Annotated in this window: 16 protein-coding genes; 4 read left to right on the plus strand and 12 right to left on the minus strand. The window is 75.1% G+C overall.

Features of this window, described 5'->3' with window-relative positions:
• Positions 1-6 precede the first annotated feature (6 nt).
• A complete protein-coding gene (locus ABKW28_RS05485; RefSeq protein WP_348607071.1) occupies positions 7-1,485 on the minus strand; it encodes a DUF2252 family protein in 1,479 nt (492 codons plus the stop codon).
• 87 nt (positions 1,486-1,572) lie between these two features.
• On the opposite strand from ABKW28_RS05485, the gene ABKW28_RS05490 reads away from it, so the two are divergent.
• The gene (locus ABKW28_RS05490; protein ID WP_193668620.1) at positions 1,573-2,181 is read left to right on the plus strand and encodes a class I SAM-dependent methyltransferase; all 609 of its coding nucleotides are present in this window, start codon (positions 1,573-1,575) and stop codon (positions 2,179-2,181) included.
• Here ABKW28_RS05490 and ABKW28_RS05495 read toward each other — a convergent pair whose 3' ends face one another.
• The 3 genes from ABKW28_RS05495 to ABKW28_RS05505 all read right to left on the minus strand — a co-directional run bounded on the left by ABKW28_RS05495 (position 2,182) and on the right by ABKW28_RS05505 (position 3,629).
• Positions 2,182-2,649 carry a nuclear transport factor 2 family protein gene (locus tag ABKW28_RS05495; protein WP_348607074.1) on the minus strand — a complete coding sequence of 156 codons (468 nt, stop codon included), beginning with the start codon at positions 2,647-2,649 and terminating at the stop codon, positions 2,182-2,184.
• A 64-nt stretch (positions 2,650-2,713) separates the two neighbouring features.
• A complete protein-coding gene (locus ABKW28_RS05500; protein ID WP_193668622.1) occupies positions 2,714-3,208 on the minus strand; it encodes a GNAT family N-acetyltransferase in 495 nt (164 codons plus the stop codon).
• Complete coding sequence (locus ABKW28_RS05505; protein WP_193668623.1) at positions 3,189-3,629, minus strand: zinc ribbon domain-containing protein; 441 nt, start codon at positions 3,627-3,629, stop codon at positions 3,189-3,191. The genes ABKW28_RS05500 and ABKW28_RS05505 overlap by 20 nt, the downstream gene beginning before the upstream one ends.
• Positions 3,630-3,705: 76 nt before the next feature.
• Between ABKW28_RS05505 and serC the strand changes: the two genes are divergently transcribed.
• Positions 3,706-4,836 (plus strand): phosphoserine transaminase, encoded by a 1,131-nt coding sequence (serC, locus tag ABKW28_RS05510; protein WP_348607077.1) that lies wholly within the window; start codon positions 3,706-3,708, stop codon positions 4,834-4,836.
• A 12-nt stretch (positions 4,837-4,848) separates the two neighbouring features.
• On the opposite strand, the gene ABKW28_RS05515 is transcribed toward serC, so the two are convergent.
• Positions 4,849-5,178, minus strand: coding sequence for a DUF202 domain-containing protein (locus tag ABKW28_RS05515; protein ID WP_348607080.1), 330 nt, complete (start codon positions 5,176-5,178; stop codon positions 4,849-4,851).
• A complete protein-coding gene (locus tag ABKW28_RS05520) occupies positions 5,175-5,534 on the minus strand; it encodes a DUF202 domain-containing protein (protein ID WP_193668625.1) in 360 nt (119 codons plus the stop codon). Before ABKW28_RS05520 ends, ABKW28_RS05515 begins: the two co-directional genes overlap by 4 nt.
• 56 nt (positions 5,535-5,590) lie before the next feature.
• Here ABKW28_RS05520 and ABKW28_RS05525 point away from each other — a divergent pair, with 56 nt between their 5' ends.
• A complete protein-coding gene (locus ABKW28_RS05525) occupies positions 5,591-6,511 on the plus strand; it encodes a formylglycine-generating enzyme family protein (protein ID WP_348607083.1) in 921 nt (306 codons plus the stop codon).
• On the opposite strand, the gene ABKW28_RS05530 is transcribed toward ABKW28_RS05525, so the two are convergent.
• From ABKW28_RS05530 to ABKW28_RS05555, 6 genes are all read right to left on the minus strand, one after another.
• On the minus strand, positions 6,495-6,986 hold the full coding sequence (locus ABKW28_RS05530; RefSeq protein WP_193668627.1) for a macro domain-containing protein: 492 nt from the start codon (positions 6,984-6,986) through the stop codon (positions 6,495-6,497). The genes ABKW28_RS05525 and ABKW28_RS05530 overlap by 17 nt on opposite strands.
• Before the next feature lie 8 nt (positions 6,987-6,994).
• Positions 6,995-7,999: a DNA topoisomerase IB gene (locus ABKW28_RS05535; protein WP_348607086.1), complete on the minus strand. Its 1,005-nt coding sequence runs from the start codon at positions 7,997-7,999 to the stop codon at positions 6,995-6,997.
• A gap of 61 nt (positions 8,000-8,060) precedes the next feature.
• Positions 8,061-9,077, minus strand: a complete 1,017-nt coding sequence (locus ABKW28_RS05540) for a hypothetical protein (RefSeq protein ID WP_348607089.1) — start codon at positions 9,075-9,077, stop codon at positions 8,061-8,063.
• The gene (locus ABKW28_RS05545; protein WP_348607096.1) at positions 9,070-10,323 is read right to left on the minus strand and encodes an SAM-dependent methyltransferase; all 1,254 of its coding nucleotides are present in this window, start codon (positions 10,321-10,323) and stop codon (positions 9,070-9,072) included. Before ABKW28_RS05545 ends, ABKW28_RS05540 begins: the two co-directional genes overlap by 8 nt.
• A gap of 99 nt (positions 10,324-10,422) precedes the next feature.
• Complete coding sequence (locus ABKW28_RS05550; protein WP_348607099.1) at positions 10,423-13,281, minus strand: FAD-binding and (Fe-S)-binding domain-containing protein; 2,859 nt, start codon at positions 13,279-13,281, stop codon at positions 10,423-10,425.
• A 69-nt stretch (positions 13,282-13,350) separates the two neighbouring features.
• A complete protein-coding gene (locus ABKW28_RS05555) occupies positions 13,351-14,619 on the minus strand; it encodes a hydroxyacid-oxoacid transhydrogenase (RefSeq protein WP_348607102.1) in 1,269 nt (422 codons plus the stop codon).
• Positions 14,620-14,685: 66 nt separating this feature from the next.
• Here ABKW28_RS05555 and ABKW28_RS05560 point away from each other — a divergent pair, with 66 nt between their 5' ends.
• Positions 14,686-15,852, plus strand: a complete 1,167-nt coding sequence (locus ABKW28_RS05560; RefSeq protein ID WP_348607105.1) for a cellulase family glycosylhydrolase — start codon at positions 14,686-14,688, stop codon at positions 15,850-15,852.
• Positions 15,853-16,011 lie beyond the last annotated feature (159 nt).

Here is a 16,011-nt window from a genome sequence, read left to right on the forward strand (position 1 = left end):
CACCCCTCAGCGGAAGACGCGGTCGACCATCGCGAAGGCCCCCAGCTCCTGGTCGGAGCGGAAGTGCCGGTGGTCGGCCCGCACCCGGTCGGCCGCCTCGGCGGCGTACTCCACGATGTCCTGCACGAACAGCTCCTCGGGGCCGATCGCCTCCAGCACGTCGGGCTCGATGTCGTGGTCGACCAGGCCCGCCTCGTCGGAGAGCGCGTGCGACTGCGCGAGCGAGGCGCCGCAGATGGCGGCGTACCTGCGCCACTGCTTGTCGGAGAGCTCGTCGAGGTCGATGTCGTCGCGGTACGGCGAGCGCTCGCGCACCATGAAGCTCAGCCCGTCCATCTCGACGGCCCCGTAGAACCGGTCGCCGCGCACCAGGTGCACGCCCTGGGCGTGCGAGATCCGGTCGGCGTTGCCGTCGACGACGTACTCCGAGGGCGGCACCAGCCCGGCCAGCGCCGAGCGCCGTGCCTGCTTGAGCTCGAGCAGCAGGTCGTCGGTGCCGTCGGCGTTGGGGCCCTCGACCATCAGGTAGTAGCGCGGCAGGCCCAGCGAGGCGGTGCCCTGCCCGAGTCGCTGGCACACGTCCTTGACCCGCATCGAGCCGGCCCGCGCCGGCACCTCGATGTCGTTCTCCCGCACGAAGCGCTCGAGCGCCTCCTGGAACTCCGGCACCCGCGAGGTCACCGGCACGTGCTCGTCGTCGGCGCGGAAGCCGCGGCGGTACTCGTCGTGGTACTTGCGCGCCAGCCAGCCGTCGCGCTCCTCCCTGGCAGACTCGAAGAGCCGGCGGATGATCTTCGGCGCGTTGTCCTCGCGCATCTGGCCCTGCTGCTCGGTGGCGTCGGTGGCGTAGCCGCGCATCGCCTCGACGTAGCCCCGCACGAACGCGGCGGCGATCCTGCGCTGCTGCTTGCGCCCGTGGCCGCCCTCCTCCTGCGCGGCGATGACGAAGCCGGTGGCGCCGCGCTTGAGGTCCCAGGTGAACGGCGCGTAGTAGGCCTCGTCGAAGTCGTTGACGCCGAAGATCGGCACGTCGTCGGCGCTGGGCATCACCCCGAAGTTCTCCGGGTGCACGTCGCCCAGGGTCAGCACCGTCGGCATCCAGGCGTCCTCGCCGGCCAGGTCGCGGTAGAACAGCAGGCAGGTGCCGCGGAAGAACGAGAACAACGAGTCGTGCAGCTTCTCGAACTTCTCCTCCGCGTCCTGGCTGCGGCTGGAGATCCGGGTCTCGTGGTCCTCGCGGATCGTCTGGCGCACGTGGCGGCGGCGCTCCAGGCCGCTGAGGTGGCGGGGCAGGAAGACCATCTCGCCGCGCGCCCGCTGCAGCGCCAGGGAGCGGAAGGCCTCGACCCGTGAGCCGGTCTGCGTGCCGGCCCCCACCGCCTGCGCCAGCTGCTCCTTGGTCATCGTGGACCGGCCGGCCACGTCGGCGTCGCGGGCGCGCTGCATCAGCTCGGCACGGGTCAGGGCATCGGCGTCATCGCTCATCGTCCCTGTCTACCCGTCCGCACCGGCCGGACCCACTCCCCGGCACCGCTCGCCCGAAGGGGTGGCGATGGCCTAGGGTCGTCGGCCATGACCAGCCGCGATGCTGTCCGACTATGGGACGCCGAGGCCCCCGGCTTCGACCTCGCCGCCGACCACGGCCTGCTCGACCCTGCGGTGCGCGCTGCCTGGTCGCGGCTGATGCACGACCTGCTCCCCCCGCCCGCGAGCCGGGTCGCCGACCTCGGCTGCGGCACCGGCACGCTGGCGCTGCTGCTCGCCGAGCACGGCCACGCCGTCGACGGGATCGACTTCTCCCCCGAGATGGTGGAGCGGGCGCTGACCAAGACCGCCCACGAGCCCGACGTCAACGTCACCGAGGCCGACGCCTACGACCCGCCCCTGGCCCCCGGCGACTACGACGTGGTGCTGTCGCGCCACGTGCTGTGGGCCATGCCCGACCCCGTCGAGGCGCTGCGGCGCTGGTCGGCGCTGCTCGCCCCCGAGGGGCGCCTGGTGCTGGTCGAGGGCTACTGGTCGCAGGGCGACGGCACCCGCGGCGGGCTGACCGCTCAGGAGGTCGTGGCGGCGCTGGGCGCCGTCGGGCGCACCGGCTCGGTGCACCCGCTGCCCGACCCGCAGCTGTGGGGCAAGCGCATCGACGACGAGCGGTACGCCGTCGTCAGCCTCGCCCCCTGATCAGCCGGCCCTGACCAGCAGCTCGCGGCTGGGCGAGACCGGCTGGGCGCCGTTGAACAGCTCGAAGCGCCAGCGGCCGTCGGTGGCGCTGAGGATGCCGGAGAGCTGGAAGCGCACCCGCTCGCGCAGCCCGTCGGGGTAGTCGAGGACGGCCTCGGCCTCGGAGACGAACCACAGCACGTCGCCGCGGCGCCGCGACCAGGTCCCGCCGCTCTCCCCCGTCTCCCCCGTCGCCCCGGTCTCCCAGGTGATCGTGAAGGCCTCCTCGAAGAGCTCGGCCAGGAAGGGCCGCAGCTCCTCGGCGCCGTGCGCGTGCTCCCCGAGGTCGTCGCCGTAGACGGCACCGTCGGGCGAGAAGCAGTCGACCGCGGCCTCCACGTCGCGGGCACCGAACGCCTCGGACAGGCGCTCGAGCGCACCCGCCACGATCTGGTGGGGCTGCTGGGGGAGGTCGGTGGTGCTGCTCATGCTCCCTCAACGACCCGCCCGCCGCCGGGGTACGCCCCCGACGGGTGAGGTCCGGCCGGGCGCGTCAGAGCAGCTTGCCGAAGCACCGCGAGAGCGGTGCGTCCTTGTAGAACCCGAAGCCCGGCACCGGCTCGTAGCCCGAGGACGTGTAGAGCGCGATCGCCTCCGGCTGCATGGTGCCGGTCTCGAGCACCACGGCCCGGGCTCCGCTCTCGGCGGCGCTGCGCTCGAGGTGGGCGAGGATGCGCCGCGCGAGGCCGCGCCGCTGGGCCCGCGGGGCGACGTACATGCGCTTGACCTCGACCGTGACCAGGCCGGGGAAGGTGACCACGTCGCTGCGCCGCCACGCCCCGGTCGCGACCGGCTCGCCGTCGAGCCGGCCGACGTAGAAGCTGCCGGTGGGCGGCTCGAACATCGCGGGGTCGAGCGGCGTCTCGTCGGGTCCGCCGTAGCGCTCGGTGTAGAACGCCTGGACCTCGGTGACCAACCGCGTCACGTCGGGGTGCGCGAAGCCGACCCGCTCCAGCTCGAAGGTGCCCTCAGGCGAGGGACGCGCCACACCCGTCACAGAACCTCGCGTCCTCGTCGTTGCGCACCCCGCACGAGCGGCAGTACGGGCCGCCGGCGGCAGCGGTGCCGCGCTCCCGGTCGTCGACCGTGCGTCCGACGCCCATGATGCCCTCCCCGTCGGAGAGGTAGGCCGCCGACTGCTTGAGCGTGGGCATCGTCTCGCCCGCGACGTAGCGCGACTGCGCACCGATGGTGCTCGCGTTGAGCATGCCCAGGCCGACGACCGCGACCGGCATGCCACCGAGGAAGGCGGCGATGGCCAGGCCCGGCGGCGAGTCGTAGCCGTCGTAGCCGAAGACGGTGGTGATGCCCCAGGCGAAGACCGCACCGCCGACCAGCAGCAGCACGCCCCCCAGGACGCGCAGCCCGATGCGGGTGCGCGCGGTGTCGGGCAGGTCGTTCCTCGTCATCACGGCTCCTCGCCTCGGGCCGCCGCTGCCACCACCCGTTGCGGGCAGCGTGCGGTCAGCAGGGACAATAGGTCCTGTGAGCGACCCCGTGGTGGACCTGCGCATCCCCGACGACCTGCTGCCCGGCGACGGCCGCTTCGGCTCCGGGCCCTCGAAGGTGCCCACCGCCCACCTCGACGCGCTCGCCGCGACCGGGGCGACGCTGATGGGCACCTCGCACCGGCAGGCACCGGTGCGCTCGCTGGTGGGCCGGGTGGTCGAGGGCGTGCGCGCCCTGCTCGACGTGCCCGAGGACCACGAGGTGGTGCTGGGCAACGGCGGCTCGACCGCCTTCTGGGACGTCGCCACCCACGGGCTGGTCGAGCGGCGCAGCCAGCACCTGACCTACGGCGAGTTCACCTCCAAGTTCGCCACCGCGGTCGCCGGCGCGCCCTGGCTGGAGGAGCCGTCGGTGCGCAGCGCCCCCGCGGGCTCCCTCGCCGAGCCGCTCGCGGAGGCCGGCGTAGACGCCTACGCCTGGGCGCACAACGAGACCTCCACCGGTGTGATGGCGCCCGTCGTGCGGCCCGAGGGGACCGACCCGGGCGCCCTGGTGCTGGTCGACGCGACATCGGGGGCCGGCGGGCTGCCCGTCGACCTCCGCCACACCGACGTCTACTACTTCGCCCCCCAGAAGGGCCTGGCCTCCGACGGCGGGCTGTGGGTCGCCGTCATGTCGCCCGCGGCGCTCGAGCGGGCCGGGCGGATCGCGGCCTCGGAGCGCTACGTGCCGGCCTTCCTCGACCTGCCGACCGCCATCGACAACTCGCGCAAGCAGCAGACCTACAACACCCCGGCCGTGGCCACCCTGTTCCTGCTCGCCGAGCAGCTCGACCGGCTCAACGGCCTGGGCGGGCTGCCCGCGGCCGTCGAGCGCACCACCCGCTCGTCGCAGCACCTCTACGCCTGGGCCGAGCAGCGGGCCTGGGCCAGCCCGTTCGTCACCGACCCCTCCCACCGCTCGCTGGTGGTCGGCACCGTCGACCTCGACGACGCGGTGCCCGGCGCCACCGTCAGGTCGGTGCTGCGCGCCAACGGCGTCGTCGACGTCGAGCCCTACCGCAGCCTGGGCCGCAACCAGCTGCGGGTGGGCATGTTCCCCGCGGTCGACCCCGACGACGTCGTCGCGCTCACCCGCTGCGTCGACTGGGTCGTCGAGCGACTCTGAGGTCGGGCGGGCTCAGCCGAGCAGCAGCGCGGCGAGCTCGGTGAGCGCCACCAGCACGACGGTGCCGGTCAGCAGCAGCGTCGCCCGGCCACCCCGGCCGGGGCCGGGCCTCGGCTCACCGTGGCGTGCGCGGTAGCGCGCCAGCCCCTCGAGCGCCACCCACCCGCCCAGCACGGCACCGGCGGCCCCCAGCAGCACCACGCCCAGACCGACCCGGCCGATGGTGAGACGAGCCACCACCAGCGCCGCGACCACGACGGAGAGCGCCGTTCGCTGCCAGGCCAGGGCGGTGCGCTCGTTGGCCAGCCCCGGCGGCTCCGGTCGACCGGCGACCGGGCTCACAGCACGAGGACCAGCACGCCGGCGGCCACCACGACCGCGCCCGCCAGCGCCGCCGCGGCACCGCCCGACGGCAGCGGGACGCCGCGGCGCATCGCCCGCTCCGAGCGCGCCCAGCGCACCCACGCCAGCACCGCGCAGGCCAGGCCGGCGACGACGAGCACGGTCGCCAGCGCGCGCTGCAGCGCGGCGGAGGCGTCGAGGTCGATCACGTCGACCGCCACGCCCGCGGCCACCAGCGCCAGCGCGGTGCGGATCCAGGCCAGGAACGTGCGCTCGTTGGCGAAGCTGAAGCGCGGGTCGGGCTCGACGCCCTCGTCGTAGACCCACCCCGGCCAGCGGTCCTCTGCCTGCCCCACGTGTCCTCCTCCGCCACGGCCCGGGCCACTGCGGCCCCGGTAGATTGTGACCTGTCATGTCGTCCTGCTGCAGCCCCGGCCGTCCCGGCGGTCCCCCCGATGCGGCCGCACCCCCGCCGCCGGCGCCAGCCAGCGCCGGCGCCGCGCCCGCGCTGCCGGCGCTCGTCGACCTGCCCGGCGGCATCTTCGCCATGGGCAGCGAGGACCCCGAGGGCTCCCCGGACGACCACGAGGGCCCGGTGCGCCCCGTCCAGGTCGCCCCGTTCGCGATCGGGCGCACCAGCGTCACCAACGACGAGTACGCCGCGTTCGTCGACGCCACCGGCTGGGTCACCGAGTCCGAGCGGCTGGGCTGGTCGTTCGTCTTCGCGGGGTTCCTGCCCGGGCCGCTGCGCAAGGTCTCGCCGCGGGTGCCCGGCACCCCGTGGTGGTGCGGCGTCGACGGCGCGACCTGGCGCTCCCCCGAGGGCCCCGGCAGCGACCTGGCCGGGCGCGGCGACCACCCCGTCGTGCACGTGTCCTTCCACGACGCGGCGGCGTACGCCGCGTGGGCGGGCGCGCGCCTGCCCACCGAGGCCGAGTGGGAGTACGCCGCGCGCGGCGGGCTGGAGCAGGCGCGCTACCCGTGGGGCGACGAGCTGACCCCCGGCGGCGAGCACCGCTGCAACATCTGGCAGGGCGCCTTCCCGAGCCGCAACACCGCCGACGACGGCTACCGCGGCACCTCCCCGGTGACCGCGTTCGCGCCCAACGGCCACGGGCTGCACGACATGGCCGGCAACGTCTGGGAGTGGGTCAACGAGGTGTGGGACCGCCCCGGGGCCCCGGGCCAGCGGGTCATGCGCGGTGGCTCCTACCTGTGCCACGCGTCGTACTGCACCCGCTACCGGGTGGGCGCGCGGACCTCGAACACCCCCGACAGCGCGAGCGGCAACCAGGGCTTCCGGATCGCCGCGAGCCCTACAGGGCCGCGCTGACCACGTCGTAGGCCGCCTGGCCGAACGCCACGAAGCGGGCCTCCTCGAGCCCGGAGTCGCAGGTGCGCAGCACCTCGAGCGCGGCGGTGACCGAGTCGGAGGCCGACCAGCCGTAGACGCCCGCGCCGACCAGCGGCAGCGCCAGGCTGCGGGCGCCGAGCTCGTCGGCCACCTCCAGGGCCCGGGCGTAGCACGAGACCAGCAGCCGGCGGTCGGTCTCGCCCGCGGTGCGGTCGGGGCCGACGACGTGCACCACCCACCGTGCCGGCAGCTCGCCGGCGGTGGTCCAGCCGGCGTCGCCCGTGGCCAGGCCGTCGGGGAAGCGGCGCCGGCAGTCCTCGAGCACCGCGGGGCCGCCTGCGGCGTGGATCGCGCCGTCGACCCCGCCGCCGCCGCGCATCCGGCGGTTGGCGGCGTTGACGACCGCGTCGACGGCCTGGGTGGTGATGTCGTCGCGCACGACGGTGATCTGCATGCCCCTCCTCAGGAGTCGCGGATCAGCCGCAGGGTCGCGCGCTCGAGCGCGGCCTGCCGCTGGTCGGGGGTGTCGTGGTGGAGGCGGGTGGTGCCCGCGATGGTGCGGCCCTCCTCGTAGGCCTCGACGACCCGCGGGTCGACGTACGAGGACCGCGCCAGGGTGGGGGTGTTGCCCAGGAAGCCGGAGACCTCCTTCATCGCCCCGGCCACCGCCCGCTTGCGCGAGGCCGCCGACTCGCCGTGCTCGCTGGTCTCGGCGAGGGCCGCGGCGGCCAGCACCGTCGCGTGCCAGGTGCGGAAGTCCTTGGCGGTGGCCTCGAGCCCGGTCGAGGCGCGCACGTACTCGTTGACCAGGTCGGGCAGCACGCTGCGCCACGACCGGCCCTGCTTGTAGGACAGCAGCCGCAGGTCTCCCCCGCGGCGGCGGCGCATGACCTCGAGCGCCTCGATGACGGTGGCGTCGTCGATCTCGATGCGGTGGTCGACCCCCGACTTGCCGGTGAAGGTGAAGACCAGCCGGTCCTGGCGGCGGCGCACGTGCCGGCGCTCGAGCGTGGTCAGCCCGAAGGAGCCGTTCTCGTCGGCGTAGACGTCGTTGCCGATGCGGAAGTAGCCCAGGTCGAGCAGGCGCACCGCCGCGGCGCACGCGCGCTCCAGCGGCATCCCCTCCGTGCCCAGGTCCTTGACCACCAGCTCGCGGGCCCGGGTCAGCCCCTTGCCGAACTCGAGCATCCGGTCGAACTTCTCCGCGTCGCGCTTCTCGCGCCACGCGGGGTGGTAGAGGTACTGGCGGCGACCGGCGTCGTCGGTGCCGACGGCCTGCAGGTGGCCGTTCTCGTGCGGGGTCACCCACACGTCCTTCCACGCCGGCGGGATGACGAGGTCGCGGACCCGCTGGGCGTCCTCGTCGGGCAGGCGCTCACCGCCCGCGTCGAGGTAGACGAACCCGCGCCCGGCACGCCGCCGGGTCCAGCCCGGCTGGTCGGGAGAGGTCCTGCGCAGCCGCACCATGGGCCAGAAGGTAGCCAGCGCGACGGCCGCGCCGTACCACCCGCACGTGTGACGGCCCGCGTCAGCGGCGGCGCACGGCGCGGGCGAGCAGCAGCGTGGCCAGCACCACGGCGGTGAGCGCGCCCAGCAGCCAGGCCAGCGGGACCGTGCGCAGGCTCTCGTCCTGGGCCCGGTCGACCGGCTCGGCGTCCGGCTGCCCCGGCTGCTCCGGCGCCGCCTCGGGGGTGGGCTCCGGCTCCGCCTCGGGCGCGAGCGCTTCTTCGAGGTCGGCCGGCAGCGGCACCTCGAGCACGTCGGTGAACTGGCCCTCGGTGCTCACCAGCACCCGGCCGTCGTCGGTCACGGCGATGCCCTCGCCCTGCTGCTGGTCGGGCAGCTCGAGCTCGCCGACCTCGGCCAGCGAGGGCCACGCGTAGACCACCGCGTCGGCGTAGCCACGGACCACGAGGTGGCGGCCGTCGGGCCAGAACGCCCCGTCGGTGGCGATCGGCAGCACGCCGCCGACCTCGCGCAGCTCGTTGGGCGCGTCGGGGTCGAGCCGGGCCGGCGCCTCGTAGAGGGCGCCGCCGAAGAAGCTCTTGGAGGCCACGTAGAGCCGCCCGGTGCGCGGGTGGCTCAGCAGCGTCTCGGCGTCACGGGCACCGCCCGGGTAGACCAGCTCGTACGTCGCTCCCGCGGCCTCGGTGCGCGCGTCGATCACGCCGCGTCCCACGGGCACCCGCGCCACCGTGACCGAGCCGCGCGAGCCCGGGTTGTCGCCGATGTCGCCGACCCACACCTGCCCGGGTCCGGCCGGGGCCAGGGCCTCGACGTCGGTGGGCTCGTCGGCCCACGTGGTGACCCCGACGGTGCGGCCCTCGGGCCCGACGGCGAAGACCCGGCCGCTGTCGCCGGAGTCGTTGGTGGTCAGGAGCAGCCCCTCGGCGGCCACCAGCCCGCTGGACTCCAGGATCTCGGGGTCGGCGAAGGTGAGCACGACCTCGGCGTCGTCGCCGCCGGCGGCGTGCGCGGCCAGCCCCACCGCGAAGGGGGCGGCCAGGGCGAGGGCGACCAGCGGCCCCCGCAGCCGGTCAGGCACCCGCATCCTGCTGGTCCTGCTGCTGGTCCTGGCCGAGGAGCACCGCCAGCCGGGGCGTGAGGCCCCAGGTGGCGACCAGGTCGTCGTACTCCGTGCGCAGCGTGCCGCCGCGCACCGGCGAGCCGGTGCGGGTGGCGCGCAGCAGGGTGTTGCGCGGGGTGTGCTGGCTCTCCACGAACTGCACCACGTCGACCTTGTAGCCGGCCAGGCGCATCAGCGAGGCGCGCAGCGCGTCGGTGAGGGTGTCGGCGAAGCGCTCGCGCAGGATGCCGTGCCGGGTCAGCGCGGCGTACGGCGACGGCGTGGGCGCGCGGCGCAGCTGGGCGGCGACGTCGTGGTGGCAGCAGGGCGCCGCGAGCACGACGGGCGCGCCCCAGGCCACGGCGCGGGCCAGCGCCTCGTCGGTGGCGGTGTCGCAGGCGTGCAGGGCCAGCACCACCTCGGGGGCGGGGTCGACCTGTGCGTCGGCGATGGTGCCGACGACGAAGCTGGCGTCGGCGCCGAGGCGGCCGGCCACGGCGCTGTTGTGCTCGCGCGACTGCTCCTTGACGTCGACGCCGGTGATCGCCACCGGCAGCGAGCGCACGTGGGAGAGGTAGCGGTGCGCGGCGAAGGTCAGGTAGGCGTTGCCGCAGCCCAGGTCGACCACGCGCAGCGGCTCGGCCTCGGTGGGCCGGCGCAGGTGGCCCTTCTCGACGGCCTCGACGACCGTGGTGTCGAGAAGGCGCAGGAACTCCTCGACCTGGCGGTACTTCGCCTGGCGGCTCGGCTTGAGCCGGCCCTGGGCGTCGGTGAGGCCGAGCTCGCGGAAGAGCGGGTCGTCCTCGGGCAGCAGCCGCTCCTTGCCGCGGTCGTGCCCGCGGCTGGCCTCGAGCGCCTCCTTGCGGTCGCTGGTGTGCACCAGCGCCTCGCCCTTCTTGGTCACCCGCAGCTGGTGGCTCTGCGTGGTGGTCTCGACGTGCCAGTTGCCGAAGGGCTCGTCGAGCAGCGCGTCGACGGCGTCGCGGGCCGGGCTGGGCTGCCTCGGCTCGCCGACGGCGTGGTTGGCGGTGTGCGCCTGCTGCTCGTCGTACGACGTGACCTGCAGGTGGCGACCGGCCTTGAGGTCGACGTAGCGCAGCTCGACGCGGCGCCACTGCGGCGTGCCGCCCTTCTGCCGCCCGGAGGCGACCGCGCGCACGAGCGCGTCCGAGTCGAGCAGGTGGCTGCGCATCCGGGCCAGGCCGCGGAGCAGGGGCTCGCTCATGGTGCTCCTCAGACCAGCGAGGCGATGACGACGATCAGCAGCAGCGCGCCGAGGGCCACGGGGATGACGAGGCGTCGCTGGCGGGGGTTCACGGGCACATCACCGCCCCAGCCTAGAAGCCCACAGCTCGGCCAGGTGCATCGTCGGCACGCCCGCCAGGTCGTCGAGCTGGACGCGGCAGGACATGCCGTCGGCGAGCACCACCGCGTCGGGCTGCGAGCGCACCGCCGGCAGCAGGTGCGTCTCGGCGACCGCGACCGAGACGTCGTAGTGGCCCTTCTCCATGCCGAAGTTGCCGGCCAGCCCGCAGCAGCCGGCGACCCGGGTGACGGTGGCGCCGGCGCGCTCGAGCAGCGCCTGGTCGGCGTCCCAGCCGAGCACGGCGTGCTGGTGGCAGTGCGGCTGGGCCACGACCTGCACCCCGGCGAGGTCGGGCAGCGGCAGGTCGAGGCGGGTGGCGAGCTCGGCGAAGGTGAGCACGCCCTCGGCGACCTGCTGGGCGCGCGGGTCGTCGCTGAGCTCGACGAGGTCGCTGCGCAGGGTGGCCAGGCACGACGGCTCGAGGCCCACGACCGGCGTGCCGGTGGCGACGTACGCCGCCAGGGTCGCCGCGGTGCGCGCCGCGATCGCCCGGGCCCTGGTGAGCTGGCCGGTGGTGATCCAGGTCAGCCCGCAGCAGGCGGTCTCGTCGATGACGCGCACCCGCAGCCCGGCGGCCTCGAGCACCTCGATCGCGGCGTGGCCCGAGCCGGGCAGGAAGTGGTCGGTGAAGGAGTCGGCCCAGACCCACACGTCGGGGGCCTCGTCGGGCCGGGTGTCGCGCAGCCGGGCGGTGGTGGCGCCACGGCGCAGCGTGCGCGGGGCGAAGTCGGGGATGGAGCGGCGCTGGTCGATGCCGCCGGTGGCCTTGGCCAGGCGCGCCAGCGGCCGCAGCCGCAGGCTGCGGTTGACCACCGGGGCGAGCGGGGCGGCCAGGCGCGCCCACATCGGCAGCCGGCCCAGGGTCAGGTGGCTGCGCGGACGGCGCTCGGTGGCGCCCTCGCCGTCGTGGCGCTGGTGCAGCGCCTCGGCCTTGTAGCTGGCCATGTCGACCCCGGTCGGGCAGTCGGAGGCACAGCCCTTGCAGGCCAGGCACAGGTCGAGCGCCTCGGCCACGGCCGGGTCGCCGAGGCCCTGCACCAGCTCGCCGTCGAGGGCCTCCTGCAGCACCCGGGCACGCCCGCGGGTGGAGTCCTTCTCGTCGCGGGTGGCCTGCCACGACGGGCACATCACGCCGCTGGTCGCGGTGTGCGGGGCCACGCACTTGCCGACGCCGGTGCAGCGGTGCACGGCCGTGCCCAGCGAGCCCTCGTCGTGCAGCAGCCGCAGCACCGTGCGCGGCTCGTGGCGCGGGCGGGCCGGGCGCAGGTGGGCGTCGAACGGATCGGGGTCGACCAGCACCCCGGGGTTGAGCAGGTCGTCGGGGTCGCACGCCGCCTTCGCCGCGCCGAAGAGCCGCAGCGACTCCTCGTCGTACATCACCGACAGCAGCTCGGAGCGGGCCCGGCCGTCGCCGTGCTCGCCCGAGAGCGAGCCGCCGTGCTCGCGCAGCTTGTGCGCGCAGGCGGTCAGGAACTCGCGGAAGCGGCGGCGCCCGGCGTCGGGGTCGCTGTCGCGGTCGGTGAAGTCGAAGTCGATGCGCACGTGCACGCAGCCGTCGCCGAAGTGGCCGTAAGGCACGCCCTGGAGCTCGTGGCCCTCGAGCAGCTCGTCGAAGTCGCGCAGCCACGCCCCGAGACGCTCGGGCGGTACCGCGGCGTCCTCCCAGCCCGAGAGCGCCTGGCGCTCGAGCGAGCGGGCGGCCAGGCCGGCGCCGTCCTCGCGGATGCGCCAGAGGGCGGCGGACTCGCGGGCGTCGGTGACCAGGCGGTGCTCGAGCGGCTCGGCGGCCGCCAGCACGGGCCCGACGAGGCCGGGGTCGGTGAGCTCGACGAAGAGCCAGCCGCCGCCGCGCGGCAGGTCGGGCACGCTGCTGCCGCGCCCGCGCACCAGGTCGACGATGCGGGCGTCGAGGCCCTCGCAGGCCACCAGCGGCGAGCCGCTCGGGCTGCCGTGCGCGTCGGGACCACCGGGGGTGCGTGCCGCGGCCAGGATCGCCGGCACCGCGTCGGCGGCCTCGACCATCGAGGGGTAGCCCAGCACCAGCATCTGGCGCACCGGCTCGTCGGGCACCAGCCGCACGGTCGCGCCCAGCACGACGCCGAGGGTGCCCTCGGAGCCGGCGAGGAACCGCTCGAGGCGCCGGCCGTTCTCGGGCAGCAGGTGCTCGTAGGAGTAGCCGCTGACCTGGCGGGTGAAGCGGCCGAACTCGGTGCGCACGTGGCCCAGCGAGGCGTCGGTGATCGCGGCCAGCGCGTCGCCGGCCGCCGACGGCCCGCCGCCGGTCCACACCTCGCCGGTGCCGAAGGCGACGTCGAGGCCCACCACGTTGTCGGCGGTGCGGCCGTAGCCGAGCGCGCGCGAGCCGCAGGCGTTGTTGCCGATCATCCCGCCGATGGTGCAGCGCGGGTGCGTCGAGGGGTCGGGCCCGAAGCGCAGGCCCTGGGCCAGGGCGGCGCGCTGCAGGGTGGCGTGCACGGTGCCCGGCTCGACCACGGCCGTGCCGGCCTCGGCGTCGATGGCCAGCACCCGGTCGAGGTGGCGCGAGGTGTCGACGACGATGCCGGGCCCGACCGCGTTGCCGGCGATCGAGGTGCCGGCGCCGCGCATCGTCAGCGGCACCCCGGTCGCCCGCGAGGCGTCGAGCGTGGCGAGCAGCTCGTCGCGGTGCCGCGGTCGTACGACGACGCGGGGCGGCACCCGGTAGAGCGAGGCGTCGGTGGAGTAGAGCGCGCGCGCCAGCGTCGAGTCGTCGACGTCGCCCACGCCCCGGCGGCGAAGCTCGGCGACGACGTCGGTGCTGCTCAGCGTCTGGCTCACGCCTCCATTGTCGCGGAGGGCCGGTGAGCCGCGGCGCCCGGTCTCACGGCGCCCGGTCTCACCAGTGGCTCACCAGTGCTGCATCGAGCTGCGGAAGATCGCGGCGAGGTCCTCGGCGTGCACCTCGCGGGGCGCGGTGGCCAGCAGCCGCTGCTGCTTGAGGGCCCCGTCGACCAGGTCGTCGACGTCGCCCTCGCCGTAGCCGACCTCGGCGAGCCCGTTGGGGATGCCGATGTCGCGCATCAGGGTGGCCAGCACGTCCGGCAGCACGTCGGGGCCGGTGGCCGAGGAGCCCAGCGTCGGGTCGAGCAGCCGGGCCGCGGCCAGGTGCCGTTCCGGGGAGGCCTCGTAGGTGAAGCGGAACGCCTCGGGCGCGGTCAGCGTGACCGCCATCCCGTGCGGCACCATCGCCTCGTCCTGCGGGTAGCCCTCGGGCCGGTAGTCGCGCACCCGGCCGGCGACCGGGTAGGCGTTGGCGTGCGGGATGTGCACGCCGGCGTTGCCGAAGCCCAGCCCCGCGAAGGTGGCGGCCAGCGCCATCTGCTCGCGCGCCACCACGTCGCTGCCGTCGGCGACCGCGGCGCGGAACGACGTCGCCAGCAGCGACATCGCCTTCTCCGACCACAGGTCGGCGATCGGGTTGGCCCCGCAGTAGGGCACCCGCTGCTCGGGCGTCTTGGCGTCGAAGTCGGCGAACCACTTCGCGGTCCAGCTCTCCAGGGCGTGGCACAGGATGTCCATCCCGGCCGCCGCGGTGACCATCGTCGGCTGGCCCATGGTCAGGGCCGGGTCGACCACCGCCATCGTCGGGCGCAGCGCCGGGTGGCTGATGCCGGTCTTGACGTGCAGCGAGAGCACGTCGAGCACGCAGATGGTGGTGCTCTCCGAGCCGGTGCCGGTGGTGGTCGGCACCGCCACGAGCGGCAGCAGCCGGTTGACCGGCGCCTGTGCCTTGCCGACCGGCGCGTTGACGTAGTCCATCAGCTCACCGGGGTTGGTGGTGAGCAGGTTGACCGCCTTCGCGGTGTCGATGGCCGAGCCGCCGCCGACGGCCAGGATCGCGTCGAAGGGCCCGGCGTCGCGCGCGAAGGCGATCGCGTGCGCCATCGACTCGTCGGTGGGCTCGACGTGCACGCCGTCGTACGTCGTCACCTCCAGGCCGCGGGCGGTGACCTGCTCGGCGATGCGTGCAGGCGCCCCGGTCGCGGCGACGCCGGGGTCGGTGACCAGGAGCACCCGGCGGGCCCCGTGGCCCAGCAGGTCGTGGCCGATCTCGGCGGAGGCGCCGGTGCCGAACTTCAGCGCGGGGGCGGCGTAGGTGAAGACGGTCTCGCTCATGGGCCACACCCTAGGCCCGGTTCGGTCGTAGGATCTCCCGAGCCGACGGCACAGGAGGGGGGCGTCGTGCGCCGACCGCCCGTGCGCGTCCTGCTGGTGCTGGGCGCTGCCCTGCTGCTGCTCGTTGCGGCCGTCTCGGCGGTGGTCGTGGTCCGCGTCCTCGACCGCGAGCCGGCCTCGGCCCTCTCCGCCGCGCCGCGGCCGGTGGTCGAGGGCAACCGCCTCGTCGACCAGCGCACCGGGCGTCCCTGGGTACCGCGGGGGGTCAACTGGAGCAGCCTCGAGTACGCCTGCGCCCAGGGCTGGGGCTTCTCCTCGCTCGAGGCCGGCGGCACCGACCCGATGGCCACCCAGGCCCGTGCCATCGCCGCCTGGGGCGCCGACACGGTGCGCCTGCCGCTCAACCAGGACTGCTGGCTGGGCACCCGCGCCGCCCCGGTCAGCGACGAGTACGCCGAGCGGACACCGGCGGGCTACCGCGCCCACGTCGGCGCGTTCGTCGAGGCCCTCAACGCCGAGGGACTGGTGGTGGTGCTCGACCTGCACAGCCGCAAACGCATCGGCACCCCCGAGTTCGGCAACCTGGCGATGCCCGACGCGGAGTCCCTGGCGTTCTGGCGCTCGGTGGCCGAGACCCACGCCGACAACCCGTCGGTGATGTTCGACGCCTTCAACGAGCCGTACTCCCGCTACGACGCCACCGACCGGCTGGTCTTCGACCTGACCTGGGAGTGCTGGCGCGACGGCGGCTGCGCCGCGCCGGCGGAGGACGACCGGACCGCCACGACCGGCCGCACGACGTACGCCGCCCAGGGCATGCGGGCCGTGGTCGACGCGATCCGCGCGGCCGGTGCGGAGCAGCCGGTGCTGCTCGGCGGGCTGGACTACGCCAACGACCTGTCGCGCTGGGCCGAGTTCGCCCCCGACGACGACCAGCTGGTGGCGGCCTTCCACGCCTACGACTTCAAGGAGTGCGCCGACCGCGGGTGCTGGGACGACGTGCTGGCCCCGCTGGCGCGCACCGTCCCGGTGCTGACCAGCGAGCTCGGCGCCACCGACCCCCTCGACGGCTGGGTGGAGGGCTACCTCGACTGGGCCGACCAGCACGACGTCGGCGCGCTGTTCTGGGTGTGGGCGGACCACGCCGGCGACCCGATGTCGCTGGGCCGCGGCCTCAGCGGCGAGCCGACCGCGTGGGGACGCCTGGCCCGCTCCTGGATGCGCGCCTCGTAGGAGCCCGCGCCCGGGCGTTGCCACCTTGGTGGCCACGGGCCCCGTCCTGTTACCCGGGCGTGGACGATCTGTTCCCAGCACGCAGCACCGGCCGCCCTACGTTGGGTTCGCGGTCCCGGTCGGGGCCGCGGCGTCGGCGGCAGGCCGGGGCCGGGAGGG

Origin of the sequence: Nocardioides sp. 31GB23 (assembly GCF_040012395.1) — a bacterium.
In the GTDB taxonomy this organism is placed as follows: Bacteria; Actinomycetota; Actinomycetes; order Propionibacteriales; family Nocardioidaceae; genus Nocardioides; species Nocardioides salarius.